Here is a 14,706-nt window from a genome sequence, read left to right on the forward strand (position 1 = left end):
TGGTATCGGGCGAGACCGCAACCCGCGGCTCGGACGCATCGATTTCCTTGGCAACGGCGATCTTCACACTCACAGCACCACTCTTGAGAACCAACGAGGTCATTCACCAAATCAGCGACGCAAGCACGGTATTGCCCAGAAGATCGTCCTCGATCCCAAGGTGGCCGCCTGCGTCGAAGGAATTTCCAGCTTGCCAACGCCGACGCATCAATCGCGTGGCGTCTCGAGCCCAAAGGAGACAATTCCGCCGGACTTGAAGTCGGCGCACCGTTGCGCAAACTTGACGATCTCGGCGCGGGCCTTGCGATCCCGCACCCTCATGAACGACGCGAGAAGCACAAGGCATTCGTCGGAACTCACCTCGTCTCTCGCTCGCGCCGCACCGCCCACGAGATTCCCGTCGTTCCTGCTCACCTACCGTCATCCGCCCAAGTAGGCAGATCGCACGTGCTCATCGTCGATCAGATCCTTGCCGCTGCCGGAAAGAACGATCGAGCCGGTCTCCAGAAGATAGGCGTAGTCGCACATCTCGAGCGCCGAGTAGGCGTTCTGTTCGACCATCAAGACCGTCGTTCCGGATTTCCTGATGCCATCGATGATCGAGAACACCTGTTCGACGATGTTGGGCGCCAGGCCGAGCGATGGTTCGTCAAACATCATGAGCCTGGGCTTGGACATGATCGCGCGCCCGATCGCCAGCATCTGCTGCTCGCCGCCGGATAGTGTTCCCGCCACCTGATGCCGGCGCTCGGCCAATCGCGGAAACATCCCGAAGATCCGCTCCCGATCCGCCGCGATCTCCCGACGGTCGGACCGTAGATACGCGCCCATGTCGAGATTTTCGTCGACGGTCATGTCCGGGAATACTCGCCGCCCCTCAGGGCAATGGGCTATCCCCTTGCCCAGGATTTCCCGAGCCGAGCACCTCGTAATGTCATGCCCGTCGAACGTAATCCGTCCGGCGGCCGAAGGCAGGATTCCCGAGATCGCCCGCAACGTCGTGCTTTTGCCCGCACCGTTCGCTCCGATCAGAGCGACCAGCTGCCCCTGCCCGATCGACAAGGTGACGCCCTTGAGCGCTTCGACCTTGCCATACCGGCAAACAAGACCATTAATGTGCAGCATGCCGGCTGGCTCCTTCACCCAGATAGGCACGAATGACCTCGGGATTGCCGCGGATCGCCGCAGGAGGCCCTTCGGCAATGATGCGGCCGTAGTTGAGCACGACAATGCGATCGGAGACGCCCATGACCATGGGCACATCGTGCTCCACCAGCAGGATCGACATGCCGCGGCCATGCAGCTTGTTGAGCAGCTCCATGAACCGGGCGGTTTCCGTCGCGTTCATGCCCGACACCGGCTCATCCAGCAGCAGCATCGACGGGTCTGTAGCAAGGGCAAGCGCGACGCCGAGCAAGCGCTGGTCGCCATAAGACAGCGACCCGGCGAGCTCGTCGGCACGGCGTGCGATCCCGACGATTTCGAGCAGCTCGTGCGCAAGATTCCTCAACTCCGCCTCGGCACGCCCTTCGCGCGGCAAGGCCAGCAGCGTATCCAGCAGTGTCGACCGGCTCCGTCGATGCAAGCCGATCATCACATTCTCGAAGACGGTCACGCTCTGGAACACGCTGGTACGCTGAAAGGTCCGCGCCAGGCCGAGCGAGGTGACTTCATGCGGCTTGAGGTTGCTGAGCGAGGTATTCTTGTAGCGCACCTCGCCCTTGGTCGGCCGCAGAAAGCCGGTGATGACGTTGAAGGCCGTCGTCTTGCCGGCGCCGTTCGGTCCGATCAGGCTGACAATCTCACCCTGGTTGACGACGAAGCTCATATCGGTGATCGCAATCAGTCCGCCGAAATGCACGGCGATATGTTCAACGGACAGAACTGGCTGCGGAGCGTTGGAGGGCATGGTGCTCATGGCGTGTCGTGCATCTTGGCTCGGAGAGGCTCCGGATCAACGCTGGTATTCGGCGCGGAGAACCACTTCTCGATGGCGGGGACGATCCCCTTCGGCAACACGAAGACGATGATGATCATCAGCAGGCCATAGAGGATCCACTGAATCTCGGGCGTGGCGAAAGAACGAGCGGCGACGGGAATGAAGCCGAAGATGAGGCCGCCAACGATGGGTCCCGCAAGAGTGCCCTTGCCGCCCGAGATCACCATGATCACCATCGTGACCGTGTAAAGGAACGCAAACACGTCGGGATCGATGATCTTGAGGTAATGGGCGTAGAGGCTGCCGGCGGCCCCCGCGATGCCGGCCGAAAAGATCGCGGCCAGCACCAAATAGCGGGTCACGTCGATGCCGACCGAGACCGCGAGCGACTCGTTCTCCTTGAGCGCAATCATTGCGCGCCCGACGCGAGAGTAAACCAGACGCTGGATGACGATGTAGGACACCACAAGGACGGCAAGCACGAGATAATAGTTGGATTGCTTGCTGTAGAAGTCGAGATAGCCAACTCCGGGGAATCCCAGCGTCATCGGCGGGATCGAGGTCAAGGCCAGCGGCCCTTGGGTCAACTCGACCCAGTTCAGCGCGACCAGCCGGACCACTTCCGCAAAGCTGATGGTCACGATGACGAAGTAGGCGCCCCGCACCTTGAAGGACAGCTTGCCGACGGCGTAGCCGCAGAGCGCCGCAACCAGGGTACCGATCACAAACCCGGTCCAGACCGGCCAGGGTTCGTGAACCACGCGGATACCGCCGATAAGCTCGACATCGAAGCCCAGCGACACGAGCGCGCTGGTGTAGGCTCCAATGCCAAAGAAGGCGACGTGACCAAGGCTCAGCTGTCCCGTGTACCCGAGCAGGAGATTGAGGCTCATCGCCGCTACAATCAGGATACCCGTCGTGATGAAGGCGTTCAGCAGATACGGATCCTGCAGCCAGAGCGGGACGGATACGAATGCTGCGAGCGCGATATAGGGGATCAGGCGCTTCATCCGATCCGCTCCGCGCGTGCAAAGAGGCCGGTCGGCTTGAAGAGGAGAACGACGATGATGATCAGAAAACCCATGGCATCGCGGTAGCCCGACGAAACGTATCCAGCGCCAAGTTCCTCGGCCAACGCCAACAAGAAGCCGCCGATGGTGGCCCCGCCAATGCTGCCGAGACCGCCCAGGATGACGATGGCGAAAGCCTTCAGCGAAGCAAGATTGCCCATTTGCGGGGAGATGACATAGACGGGTCCGAGCAATGCGCCCGCCGCTGCCGCGAGGCTCGAGCCGATCGCGAACGTTGCCATGTAGATGAACTGGATGTTGACGCCCATGAGCGAAGCAGCGTCGCGATCCTGGAAGGTGGCGCGCATCGCCTTTCCGAGTTTTGTGCGGTTGATCAGGAGATAGGACACTCCGATCAGGGCAAGGGCAGCGCAGAAGACGAACAGGCGCAACCAGGACACCGAAATCGAACCAATGACGAGCGGAAGCTCCGGAAACGGCGTCGAAACCGACTTGGCGACACCACCCCAGACGAACTGCTCGCCATTTTGCATCACGATCATGGCGCCGATCATGACCAGCATGGTCGTATCGATGTCCGCGCCACGCATCGGGCGCAGCAAGACGACCTCGATCAGCGCACCAGCAAAGCAGCCCAGGACGACCGCCACGATCAGCGCAAGGAAGAAATTCAGGCCGAGCATCACACCGACGAAATACAGCGCATAGGCCCCGAAGGAGTAAAGCTCACCGTGCGCGAAATTGACGACGCGCATGATGCCGAAGATGAGCGTGAGCCCAATCCCAAGCAGCGCGTAGGTGCTGCCCAGGATGAGCGTGTTGACGATGTGTTGCAGAAGCTCGGTCATGCTGATTTTTTCGGCCGGAAGACCGCTGATCCTCTCTTCAGAGCATGTTTAATGGGCGAGGCAATGCCAAGGCGCCACCAATTATGGTGGCGCCTTCTGCGATCGTCGAGCTCAGGAGCCCGACAGGACGATCTTTTCGTTCTCGATCTTGATCAGATAGAGGTTGGGCATGCTCTGGCCGCTTTCCTTGCCGGCCGGCCCCTGCTTCTGGAACTTGATCTGACCATTCAGGCCGGCAAAGTCGGTCGTCCATAGCGCGTCGGTGATCGCCGCGGGCTCTGCCTTGCCGGCCCGCTGGATCGCATTGGCGATCGTGCGAATACCGTCGTAGCCGCGGAAGCTTTCAGTCGCGCCTGCGATCGCATAGCCACGCTTTTTCCACTCGCCGAGGAAATACTTCGTTGCTGCCGGGTCCGGGGTCTTGTCCGGATACCAGGGCGCGAAGGTCGTCAAATGCATCGAGCCGTTCGCTGCGGCGCCGGCCTGCTCGATCAGCTGATCCGGGTTCTGCGAGCCGCCGGTGGTGACGATCCGCTTGGTGATGCCGAGCGCTGCGGCCTGCTTCAACACCAGGGTGAGCTGCTCGACCGCAGTCGTGACCATGATCGTGTCCGAGTCGGTTGCCTTGATCTTGGCAAGCTGAGCGCTCATGTCCTGGGCGGCTTGATCCATGATTTCGACGAGGCCGACCTGAATGTTCTGGGCCTTCATGATCTTGCCGAAGTCCTCGGCCGATCCACGTCCCCAGTCATTGTTGATGACCAGGAAGTCCGCCTTCTTGATGCCGAGTGACGGCATGATGGACTTGAACTCGGTCGCCTCGACCGACGACGGCGGCGAGATGCGGAAGATGTAGGAATTGCCCGACGTCGTGATCTTGCTCGAGGAAGAGGTCTCGACCACCATCGGGACCTTGTATTCCATGAGCTTCGGCATCACCGCGAGCGTCAGGCTCGAGCCCCAGGCGCCCATGATCACGGGCACCTTGTCGCCGGTGATCAACTTCTCGGCGACGGCCGCGGCCTCCGTCGGATTGCTCTTGTTGTCCTCGATGACCAGCTCGATCTTGCGACCGAGCAAGCCGCCCTTGGCGTTGATTTCGTCGGCGGCAATCTTTGCACCGTTGACGACATAGGTACCGGAAGCGGCGAACGGACCGGTGAGCGGCTCATTGACACCGATCTTGATGGTCTGTGCCGCGGCGCCCGTCGCCAATGCGGTCGACATTGCCGCGGCAAGGGCCGCGCCCGTAATCAATCCGTGTGCTCGCTTCATCTTTCCTCCTGTGCTCGCTTGAGCCATGCCTAGGGAACGAAACACCAGTGCAGCGCGCCAGCTTATGGGTGCTGGCCATTCGTCACCGCCGGGATGATCCTATCATCCTATTCTTAGTATCTTAAAGATACTTCTAATCTGTCGTCAAGCAGGCGCCCTGCTCTATTTTTGTTTTCGCAGTGCCCTCATTTGACGCAGCAGCTCATCATTTGCGCGATTGCTTTCGCCTAGACCAATTTCGAAACTCCTTCGACGGACACGATGCCGCGCGTGCCGATCAAGCGTTCGCCAAATTCGCTTCCTTATTGAACTCGATGGTGAGTTGGTCCCATTCGCCCAGGCTGTCCTGAATTTTGCTCCAGAAGGACTGGGAGCGGCGCCGCTCAAAATCGGCAACTGAAACGCCTTGCTGCTCGACCCAGGTGTAGTAGCCGAGGTTAAAGACGGCGCGGCGCGAAAGCTCCGTCAGCTCGACGACATTGTCGGAGGCGGCGCCGAGCAGGCAGGCGCCGAAGATTTCGGCGGCGTTCACCTGATCAAGGCCACGCCCGTAATGCTTCTCTTCGAACTGCCTGCGTTCGCTGCCGTACATGGAAGCACTGTCCGTCGCCACGGTGACGACGGCCTTTTCGGGCCCGTAATTCATCTGCTTTGCCAGCTTGATCGAGGCGATGATGTTGGCGAGCCCGGAGATTCCGACATGGTCAAAGGCGCGCACCAGCGCCGGTTCGAGACCGCGGCGCGTCTCGAGATAATCCCGGCCCGCCTTCGAGCCGAACAGCAGGTTGAGCTGGTCCGTGGTTCGGTCCGAGACCCCGACAACGAAGTCGAGGTTCATGACATTGTGAATGAGCGGGATGTGCTTGTCGCCGATCCCCTGAATGTTGTGCTCACCATAGCCATTGTTGAGCATCGTCGGACACTCGAGCGCCTCGACGGCAACGACCTTCGAGCCCCAGCGTGTCTTGAGAAAATCACCCGCGGCGATTGTCCCCGACGATCCGGTTGCCGAGACGAAGGCCGCCAATTCGTGGTTATCGTCCTGATTGAACGCCTTGAAGGCATCTTCCGCCGCGCGCCCCGTGCATTCATAGTGGATGAGATAGTTCGAGAACGACGAGAACTGGTTGAGAATGACGTTGCTGTCGTCCCGCCTGAGCTCCGCGCACTTGTCGTAGATCTCCTTGACGTTGCTCTCGGTGCCGGGTGTCCGGATGATGTCGGCCGGATCCGTCACCCACTTCTCGAGCCATTCGAAGCGCTCGCGGCTCATCCCTTCGGGTAGAACGGCAACGCCGCGACAGCCGAGGATCCGTGAAACGGCGACACCGCCACGACAGTAATTGCCGGTGGAAGGCCAAACAGCCTTCTGTTTAGATGGATCGAACCGCCCGGTCACGAGCTGCTCGATCAAGGCGGCATATGCCGGCAGGACCTTGTGCGCGCCGATCATCGGGAAGCGATTGCCGAGCAGCACGATGATCTTGGCATCGACGCCGGTGATCTCCTTTGGCAGCACGATATAGCCCGGCACCAGGTCCCTGCCTCTGCGGTTTTCCGCATTGTACCAGTGCATGCGCCAGAGGTTCGCGGCGCTCGGCTCATCCGGTCCGATCGCCGCGATGTCCTCCCACACCTTGGCCGACGGAAGCGGTGGATGCGCGAGCTGAGAAAAGGTCGGCAGCGTCAGGTTAAGTTTGCGCGCTTGCGCCGCGGCTTGCCGCCAACCTTTCCTGTCGACAACATTCGGCTCGATTACAAACGCCATTTTCAAACATCCCTGTTGGAGAGTTCTCTGCTCTCGCGGCCTTCCGGGTCCTTTAGCACCCCGCGGATCGTATACCCGTGCTGGTCTGCCGCTCGCGGACCGCGTCAAATGAGCGCTGCCTCCGGACGTCGTCCGCGACGCCGTACGTCGTCGTGCGCTGACGCGGCACACGGCCTGCCGAAATGATGATCGACTCGAGCTCCTGCGGTGTCATTTCCTGGCCGTGCGACGCACCGGCCGACCGCGAAATGCTCTCATCCATCAGCGTGCCGCCGAGGTCGTTGACGCCAGCCGAAAGGCAGTGCCGCAGTCCCTCCGGTCCCATCTTGACCCAGGACGCCTGGATATTGGTGATGTGTGGATTGAGGACGAGGCGCGACACCGCATGCATCAGGACCGCCTCGCGGAATGTCGGGCCCGGACGCGCCCGGCCCTTGAGATAGATCGGCGCTTCCATGTGGACGAACGGCAACGGTACGAGCTCGGTAAATCCGCCAGTCTCCGCCTGCAAGCGTCGCAGCCGGAGCAGATGCCGCGCCCAATGGTCGTAGCGCTCGATATGGCCGAACATGATGGTGGCCGTCGATCGGAGCCCGATCGAATGTGCCGTGCGCATGACGTCGAGCCACTGCTGGGTCCTGATCTTGTCCGCGCAGAGCGTCTCGCGCACCCCGTCGTCGAGGATTTCAGCAGCCGTTCCGGGCAGGGTACCCAAGCCGGCCGCCTTCAGCTCCTGCAGGAACTCCGCAACAGAAATGCCAAGGGTATGCGCCCCTTGATGGATCTCGAGCGGCGAGAACGCATGGAGATGCATGGCCGGGACGGCGCCCTTCACGGCCCGACAGACATCCAGATACTTCTGCCCTGTGTAGGAGGGATGGATGCCGCCCTGCATGCACACCTCCGAGGCGCCGCGGTCCCAGGCCTCGGTGACCCGCTGCGCGACTTCGGACATCTCGAGGTCGTAGGGCCGGCCGCGCAGATTCTCGCTCATTTTCCCCTTCGAGAAGGCGCAGAACTGGCATTTGAAGGAGCAGATGTTGGTGTAGTTGATGTTGCGGCATACGACGTAAGACACCACGTCGCCGTTGACGCTGCTCCGCAATTCGTCGGCCGCCCGGCAAATGCTGGCAAAGTCGCGCTCGTGGGAGCGGAACAGCCTGACAATCTCGCCTTCCGAAAGCTCATCGCCGCGCTGGGCCCTGGCAATGACGGACGTGACCTCGCTGCCATGCACTCCGCGCGGTGCGGATTTCAGCCATCCGAGCTCGCGCGACGGAACCCCGCCGATGTGGCCGGGATGCCAGTCATCGCTGCGAGGAAATCCGTCCCCATCGATGCGATCGAGGACCGACTTCAAAAGCTTGTTGTCGAGCCAGCGCGAGGGATAGCGTGCGAAGCCCGGATAGATCGGCAACCGCTTCTCGAGCCGCTTGCCGGTTGACCGCGTTGCAGCGTCCAGGAGCCGCAGATGCGGCCATGGTGCTTCGGGATTGACGTGGTCCGGCGTGACAGGCGAAACGCCACCCCAATCGTTGATCCCTGCCGCAACGACGCGCCCCAGTGCTGCCGGGCTGAGGTTCGGCGGCGCCTGAATGTTCATCTCAGGCTCGAAGATCAAGCGGGCGACAGCGATGGTCCAGAGATGATCGCCCACGGAAGGCGCCGGCGCATTGGCCATGCGCGTCCCAACCTTTGGCCGGAAGTTCTGGATGATGATCTCCTGCAGATGCCCATGCGCATCATTCAGGTCCCGCAAGGCCAGCAATGCATCGATCCGTTCGGCCCTGGTCTCCCCGATACCGATCAGGATTCCGGATGTGAACGGAATGGCCTGCTCACCGGCAGTCTTGATTGTCTGAAGCCTGACGGCCGGCACCTTGTCCGGCGATCCGAAGTGGGGGCCGCCCTTCGCGCAGAGCCGATCAGACGCGGACTCCAGCATGATCCCCTGCGAGACCGATACCTTGCGCAGCATCGCAAGGTCGAGCTCGCTCATGATCCCGGGATTGACGTGAGGGAGCAGGCCGGTCTGCTCGAAGACGGCCCGGGCGACTTCGGCGAGATATGACAGCGAGGATTCGTGGCCGAGCCTGGTCAGCTCCTCACGCGCGACGCGATAACGAAGCTCGGGCTTGTCGCCGAGCGTAAATAACGCCTCGTGACAGCCAGCTTCCTTGCCGGCCTTGGCGATCGAGACCGCCTCCTCGACCGAGAGATACGGCTTCACGTTCGAACGCGGCGCGTGGGCGAACGTGCAGTAGTGACAGACATCGCGACAAAGCTGGGTGAGCGGGATGAACACCTTGGGCGAATAGGTGATGACATCGCCGTGTGCGGCATCCCTTCGCTTGGCGGCGGCCGTCAGGAGTTCGTCGATGTCAGCAACATCGATAAGCTCGTAGGCTTCGCTTCGGGACAGGCGGCGGTCGAACGAGAGATTCAAGACGGACGTCATCAGAACAGCCTCACGGGAACGGGATGGTCGTCGATGCCGAAGCGCTCGGCGATTTTGAGCTCATCAAGAAACGAACCAGTCGTTCCGAGGTTCTGCGACGAGATCAGATACGGACCAAAGTCGATTGGGCAGTCGATGTCCTTGCCAATGCCATGGGACTTGAACACGCTGCAGCTCAGTCGCCGCTGTCGCGCCAGGGCGCGGTGCGCGCGGAAGCTCTCTTCGCCAAATCGAGGCTCCAGCATGTCGGGCGACCGCATCGCCAGAGCATTTGTGCCACCGTCGTAAAGCGCAGGTACCAGCACGATCGGCGTGTGATCTAGCAACCGGATGACGTGTTCGAAGTCCTCCGGACGGGCGAACGGAATATCGGCGGGCACAACAAGAACCCGTCGCTCGTAAGGTTGGAACGCATCGAGGCCACGCTGCACCGCGGCATTAACGCCGGTCTCGGCCTCATCAAAGATCATGGCCGCGCCAAAGCGCTTGGCGATCGCAAACGCTTCCGGGTCGGCGCTCACCACAGCGATGCCGGCCAGCGAGCGCGTATCCCGCAGGTTTCCGAGAACATCGCACAACATGGCTTGCGCCAGCTTTGTGCGCTCGGTCGCCACCAGGATGTCACCCAGCCTGCTCTTTGCTTGACTGAACCGTTTGACAGGCACGAGGGCCCAGGTTTCGGAATCGTCCATCGCTTCGCTCAGCTTTTTAGTCGATCGAGAAATCGGAGACACTCGCGTGCCAACTGAACGCGCTCATCCTTCGAGCGCATGATCGTGTTCCTCACATCCACGGGAATGCCGATCGCATCGGCGTCGGCCTGGTCTTCGCGATCCATCACCAGACCATCGAGGAAGCCATAGTGCCTGACGATCGAGGCGCAGTTTGTCGCGACGCCGAGTTCGTTCATGATCTTTGCGGTCGGTCCCTTGATGGCGCGGCCGCCGACCAGCGGCGAGACGGCAACGATGGGGGCCTTGGTCGCATCCAGGGCCGCCCGGATACCGGGTACAGCCAGGATCGGATCGATGCTGAGATACGGATTCGACGGACAGACAATGATGGCATCAGCCGCGCCGATCGCCTCCAATGCGGCGCTGGTCGCCGTTCCACCGCTGGGGCTCTGGAATTCGATCTTCCTGACCTCAGGCCGCGCCTGCAGCTCGACGAAATAGCGTTGAAACGCGAGCTTCTGGTCGGCCGTCACGACGATCGTCGCAAACGGATCGTCGGTCATCGGCAAGATGCTCGCTTCAATGCCGAGATACGATGCAATCCCGCCCGTGAAATCGGTCAAGGTTACGCCGGCGCTCAGCGCGCGCGAGCGCAAGACGTGCATGGCAAGATCACGGTCTCCCAAACGAAACCACGTCTCGCCCTTCAGGCCGCCGAGCGCCTCCATGAAATTCCAGCTTTCGCCGGCTCGTCCCCAACCACGCTCTTCATCGGCAAGTTCGCCAAGGGTATAAACGACGGTGTCGATGTCCGGCGAGATCGCGAGACCGAGATGCTCGAAGTCGTCGCCTGTGTTGACGATGACGGCGAGCTTGGCGCCCAGCAAGCGATTGAGACCATAGGCAAGCTTGGCGCCGCCGACCCCGCCGCAAAGCGCAACAACGTTGAGGTCAGCGCCACTCATCGAAACATGTCCTGGCTCTTGGGTCGCGCGAGCGCGGCCGCGGGGGAGGCCGCTCCATCAAGCGTCAGGCCACGGACAAGAATGATCGGCATCCCCTCGCCCGCTTGTCCCATCAGGAGCGAAGCGGCGCCGGCGATCTCATCGGCGATGGCAACCTCAGTGACGCGCATCGCCCGGCCGAACATGTCTGGGACGCCGATTTGACTCAACAGTGAGGGAATGCCGGCAGCGCCGATCGCCACGCCGACGACACCATTGCGCCAGGGACGGCCAAAGCTGTCGTTGATGATGATTCCAAGATTGAGGTCGCCGGCTGCGTCCAGCGTGAGCTTCAGCTTCTGCGCTGATCCGTCGGGATCTTTGGGCAGCAACAGAACGCGCTCTTCGCCTTCACGGTGCTCGATGTTCGATTGATCGATGCCGGCGTTGGCCATGACGAAGCCGAGCCGATGCGCGGCGATGACGACGTTCGGTCGTGTCTTGACGACTTCGGTGGATTCGCGCAGCACGACCTCAAGGAAACGCGGGTCCTTGCCGACCGTCGCCGCGAGTTCGAGCGCCTCCGGGGAAGGCTCGACGTCGCTCAACCGAACGTACCGCCCTTCGGATTTCGAGACGATTTTCTGCGCAATGACAAGGATGTCACCCCGCTGCAGCTCGAGAGACATCCCGGCGAGGCCCTGCCTGACGAGCGCGGCAAGATCCTCGCCCGGCTCGACGCGCCGAATGTCCTGCAGGGCGATGTATTCGACTCGCGTCCCCACAGGCATGGATCAGACACCTGGGCTCGCGGACAGACCGGTGATACGGATGCCGGCGCCGGGCACCTTGTAGCGCCGATTGATCCCGATCAGCACGGATGTGAGCGCCTCGGCCGCAGCCGAGTTTGCCAGCACGCCGCCGTCGATACCGGCGGATGCGACTTCGTTCGCGAGACCGATGACGACGTCGCGCGCCGCCTTGTCGTCGCCGAAGACCAGAACGTCGCAATCCGCCCGGTTGCCCTGATGCAGCTTGGTCGCGCCCACATTGTGGAAGGCGGAGACGACCCGCACGCCGGGTCCCAGCAACTGCTGCGCGATCTGCGCGGCCGAACCGGCGGATGGAAGCTGGACGACGGACACTTTCGGCGGCACCAGCGGCACCGCGGCATCCACGACGATCTTGCCTTGAACCACGTCCTTGACTTCGTTCAGCGTCGCATCATGGCTCGCGAACGGCACGGCAACGACGACGATGTCGGCAGCCCGGGCGGCGGCGGAATTGTCGTCGCCCGCGACATCGCCGGTCATGGTCTGGGCCGCGCTCCTGGCCTTCTCCGCAGAGCGTGAACCGAGAATGACTTTGTAACCGGCCGCAAGCCAGCATTTTGCGAGGCCGGATCCCAAGTCACCGGTTCCTCCAAGGATGGCAATCGTCGGTTTCGTGTTCATGTCTCGGTGGCCTTTCCAGGATTAGTCGAGGGGCATTTCAGTGAGCGGCACGAGCTTGACGCCGGCCTTCTCGAGGCCCTCCCGCACCGCACGGGCCGTGGCGACGCCCGTGGGCTCGTCGCCATGGACGCACAGCGAGTGGACCTTGCATTTGATCTTCTTGCCGTTGCGGGAGGTGATGGTGTTGTTCAACACCATATCGAGCACCTGCCGGGTGGCGACCGCCGCGTCCTTGATGACCGAGCCCGCGATCTTGCGCGATGTCAGATTGCCGTCGTCGTCGTACTGGCGATCGCAGAAGCCTTCGATTGCGACGGGAAGGCCGAGCTTGCGGCCGGCCTTCTCCATCTCCGACCCCGCGAGAGCCACATAGATGATGCGCGGATCGACGGCCTTGATGGCGCGGCCGATCGCAAGCGCATATTCGGCGTCTTCGGCGGCCATGTTGTTGAGCGCGCCATGCGGCTTGAGGTGGGTGACCCGTTCGCCTTCGTAGGCCGCCATCGCCTGCAGCGCGCCGATCTGGTAGGCGACCATGTATTCGAGGTCATCGGGGCGCATATCGATGCGCCGACGCCCGAAGCCCCAGAGATCGTTGAAACCCGGATGAGCACCGATCGTCACGCCGAGGCGCTTGGCTTCGCGCACAACGTTGCGCATCACCCGCGGGTCACCGGCGTGAAAGCCGCAGGCGATATTGGCCGATCCGATGATCTTGAGGATCCCGGCATCGTCACCGACGTCATAGGCGCCGAACCCTTCGGCCATGTCGGCGTTCAAGTTGATCGATATGGTCATCCGTCACCTCGTCTGCTTGACCTATAACGTCCTATCATTAGCAAGACAATCCCTTTTGCAAACAATTTTTCCCGCTTTTCCGAAGATCGCTTTGGAGCGACGACAGCAGGTGGCCGCCTCACGAGAACCGTATTGAACCATCATCCCAATGATAGTATGTATCCCCAATCCTGGCAAGCTACGCTGCCCGATGACGACACGTCCGATCAGCGGCAGCGGGTCCCACCAAACAACCCATCGCGAAGGCCGGTTCGAATGTTCCTGTCGAATACAAGTTCATCTCACGACCAACCGCTCGACCCGGCGGATGCCGCCACGCTCGCGCGTGAAGAAGCCAACGAAGTCGAGCGCTTTCTCAGCTTTCGACCGAACCACGCGGAAACGCCGCTGCGATCGCTGCCGGCGCTCGCCCGCGAATTCGAGGTGAAGTCCATCCACATCAAGGACGAATCGCATCGGCTCGGCCTCGGCAGCTTCAAGGCACTGGGCGGATCCTACGCCGTCGTCAGGCTACTGCTGGAGCATGCCGGCAACAAGCTGGGCCGCGCGGTGGATATCAGCGAGATCGGGACACCCGCCATACGCGAGATCGCGCGCGGCCTGACGGTCGGCTGCGCCACTGATGGAAATCATGGACGATCGGTCGCGGCCGGCGCGCAGATGGTGGGAGCCAAGGCGGTCATTTTCGTGCATTCCGGGGTCACGGATGAGCGCGTGCAGGCGATTGCCCGCTTCGGCGCGGAAATCGTGCGGGTGCCCGGCACCTACGACGATTCCGTCGCGGTCGCCGACAAGGTCTGCCAGGATAATCATTGGATCGTCGTCTCGGATACGTCCTGGCCCGGCTATGAGCGCATCCCCGGACTGGTCATGCAGGGCTATACGGCGATGCTGAACGAGATCCTCCGGCAGCAGCCGGAGGCGCCCACCCACGTCTTCATCCAAGCCGGCGTCGGCGGCCTCGCGGCCGCGGTCGCCGGTTACTTTGATGTCGTCTTCGGCAAGAGCCGGCCGACATTCGTGGTCGTCGAGCCCGAACGGGCTGCCTGCCTCTATCAAAGCGCCATCGCGGGCGCGCCGATCAAGATCGCCCATGGTGAGCCGACGATCATGGCGATGCTCGAATGCTACGAGCCATCTCTAGTGGCCTGGCGCATCCTGTCGCGGAAGGCGGACGCGTTCATGATGGTCGGCGAAGAAGGTGCCGCGGCAGCGATGCGCCGGCTCGCACACCCGACAGGCGACGATCCTGCCATTGTGGCCGGCGAAAGCGGCGCTGCCGGATTGGCTGGCCTTTGGCGCGCCGCCAAGAGCAGCACCGCGCGTGAATCGCTGGGCTTGAACCAGGCATCGCGCGTGCTGCTGATCAACACCGAAGGTGCGACCGACCAGAAGCGCTACACGGAAATCGTGGGCGCTTCGCCGGCCAGTATCCTCGCCTAGAGCATTTTCGGTTCTGATTACATCAGAACCGAAGCTCTAGATTCTTGTTTTGACGCGTTTTCTTCACGCGAACC

The 14,706-nt window shown here is 61.8% G+C and carries 13 protein-coding genes; 1 reads left to right on the forward strand and 12 read right to left on the reverse strand.

What is annotated here, in order from left to right:
- Positions 1–420 precede the first annotated feature (420 nt).
- From Q0030_RS31270 to Q0030_RS31325, 12 genes are all read right to left on the reverse strand, one after another.
- A complete protein-coding gene (locus tag Q0030_RS31270; RefSeq protein ID WP_298376071.1) occupies positions 421–1,125 on the reverse strand; it encodes an ABC transporter ATP-binding protein in 705 nt (234 codons plus the stop codon).
- Positions 1,112–1,918, reverse strand: a complete 807-nt coding sequence (locus Q0030_RS31275; protein WP_244549573.1) for an ABC transporter ATP-binding protein — start codon at positions 1,916–1,918, stop codon at positions 1,112–1,114. Before Q0030_RS31275 ends, Q0030_RS31270 begins: the two co-directional genes overlap by 14 nt.
- Entirely contained in the window at positions 1,915–2,949 is a 1,035-nt protein-coding gene (locus Q0030_RS31280) for a branched-chain amino acid ABC transporter permease (protein WP_298376074.1), read from the reverse strand. Before Q0030_RS31280 ends, Q0030_RS31275 begins: the two co-directional genes overlap by 4 nt.
- On the reverse strand, positions 2,946–3,818 hold the full coding sequence (locus Q0030_RS31285) for a branched-chain amino acid ABC transporter permease (protein WP_092116278.1): 873 nt from the start codon (positions 3,816–3,818) through the stop codon (positions 2,946–2,948). The genes Q0030_RS31280 and Q0030_RS31285 overlap by 4 nt, the downstream gene beginning before the upstream one ends.
- A gap of 111 nt (positions 3,819–3,929) precedes the next feature.
- Entirely contained in the window at positions 3,930–5,093 is a 1,164-nt protein-coding gene (locus Q0030_RS31290) for an ABC transporter substrate-binding protein (RefSeq protein WP_198964895.1), read from the reverse strand.
- 277 nt (positions 5,094–5,370) lie between these two features.
- Positions 5,371–6,969, reverse strand: a complete 1,599-nt coding sequence (locus Q0030_RS31295) for a pyridoxal-phosphate dependent enzyme (protein ID WP_298376077.1) — start codon at positions 6,967–6,969, stop codon at positions 5,371–5,373.
- Entirely contained in the window at positions 6,914–9,319 is a 2,406-nt protein-coding gene (gene cofH, locus Q0030_RS31300) for a 5-amino-6-(D-ribitylamino)uracil--L-tyrosine 4-hydroxyphenyl transferase CofH (protein ID WP_298376079.1), read from the reverse strand. The genes Q0030_RS31295 and cofH overlap by 56 nt, the downstream gene beginning before the upstream one ends.
- A complete protein-coding gene (gene cofC / locus Q0030_RS31305; RefSeq protein ID WP_298376081.1) occupies positions 9,319–10,011 on the reverse strand; it encodes a 2-phospho-L-lactate guanylyltransferase in 693 nt (230 codons plus the stop codon). The genes cofH and cofC overlap by 1 nt, the downstream gene beginning before the upstream one ends.
- Positions 10,012–10,019: 8 nt before the next feature.
- On the reverse strand, positions 10,020–10,958 hold the full coding sequence (gene cofD / locus Q0030_RS31310; protein WP_298376083.1) for a 2-phospho-L-lactate transferase: 939 nt from the start codon (positions 10,956–10,958) through the stop codon (positions 10,020–10,022).
- Positions 10,955–11,728 carry a coenzyme F420-0:L-glutamate ligase gene (gene cofE / locus Q0030_RS31315; RefSeq protein ID WP_298376084.1) on the reverse strand — a complete coding sequence of 258 codons (774 nt, stop codon included), beginning with the start codon at positions 11,726–11,728 and terminating at the stop codon, positions 10,955–10,957. The genes cofD and cofE overlap by 4 nt, the downstream gene beginning before the upstream one ends.
- Before the next feature lie 3 nt (positions 11,729–11,731).
- Positions 11,732–12,391 carry an NADPH-dependent F420 reductase gene (gene npdG / locus Q0030_RS31320; protein ID WP_298376086.1) on the reverse strand — a complete coding sequence of 220 codons (660 nt, stop codon included), beginning with the start codon at positions 12,389–12,391 and terminating at the stop codon, positions 11,732–11,734.
- Positions 12,392–12,412: 21 nt separating this feature from the next.
- Positions 12,413–13,189 carry a 5-oxoprolinase subunit PxpA gene (locus Q0030_RS31325; RefSeq protein ID WP_173638209.1) on the reverse strand — a complete coding sequence of 259 codons (777 nt, stop codon included), beginning with the start codon at positions 13,187–13,189 and terminating at the stop codon, positions 12,413–12,415.
- 255 nt (positions 13,190–13,444) lie between these two features.
- On the opposite strand from Q0030_RS31325, the gene Q0030_RS31330 reads away from it, so the two are divergent.
- Positions 13,445–14,632, forward strand: a complete 1,188-nt coding sequence (locus Q0030_RS31330; RefSeq protein ID WP_298376088.1) for a diaminopropionate ammonia-lyase — start codon at positions 13,445–13,447, stop codon at positions 14,630–14,632.
- Positions 14,633–14,706: the final 74 nt, after the last annotated feature.

It is taken from the genome of uncultured Bradyrhizobium sp. (assembly GCF_947648125.1).
Taxonomy (GTDB): Bacteria; Pseudomonadota; Alphaproteobacteria; order Rhizobiales; family Xanthobacteraceae; genus Bradyrhizobium.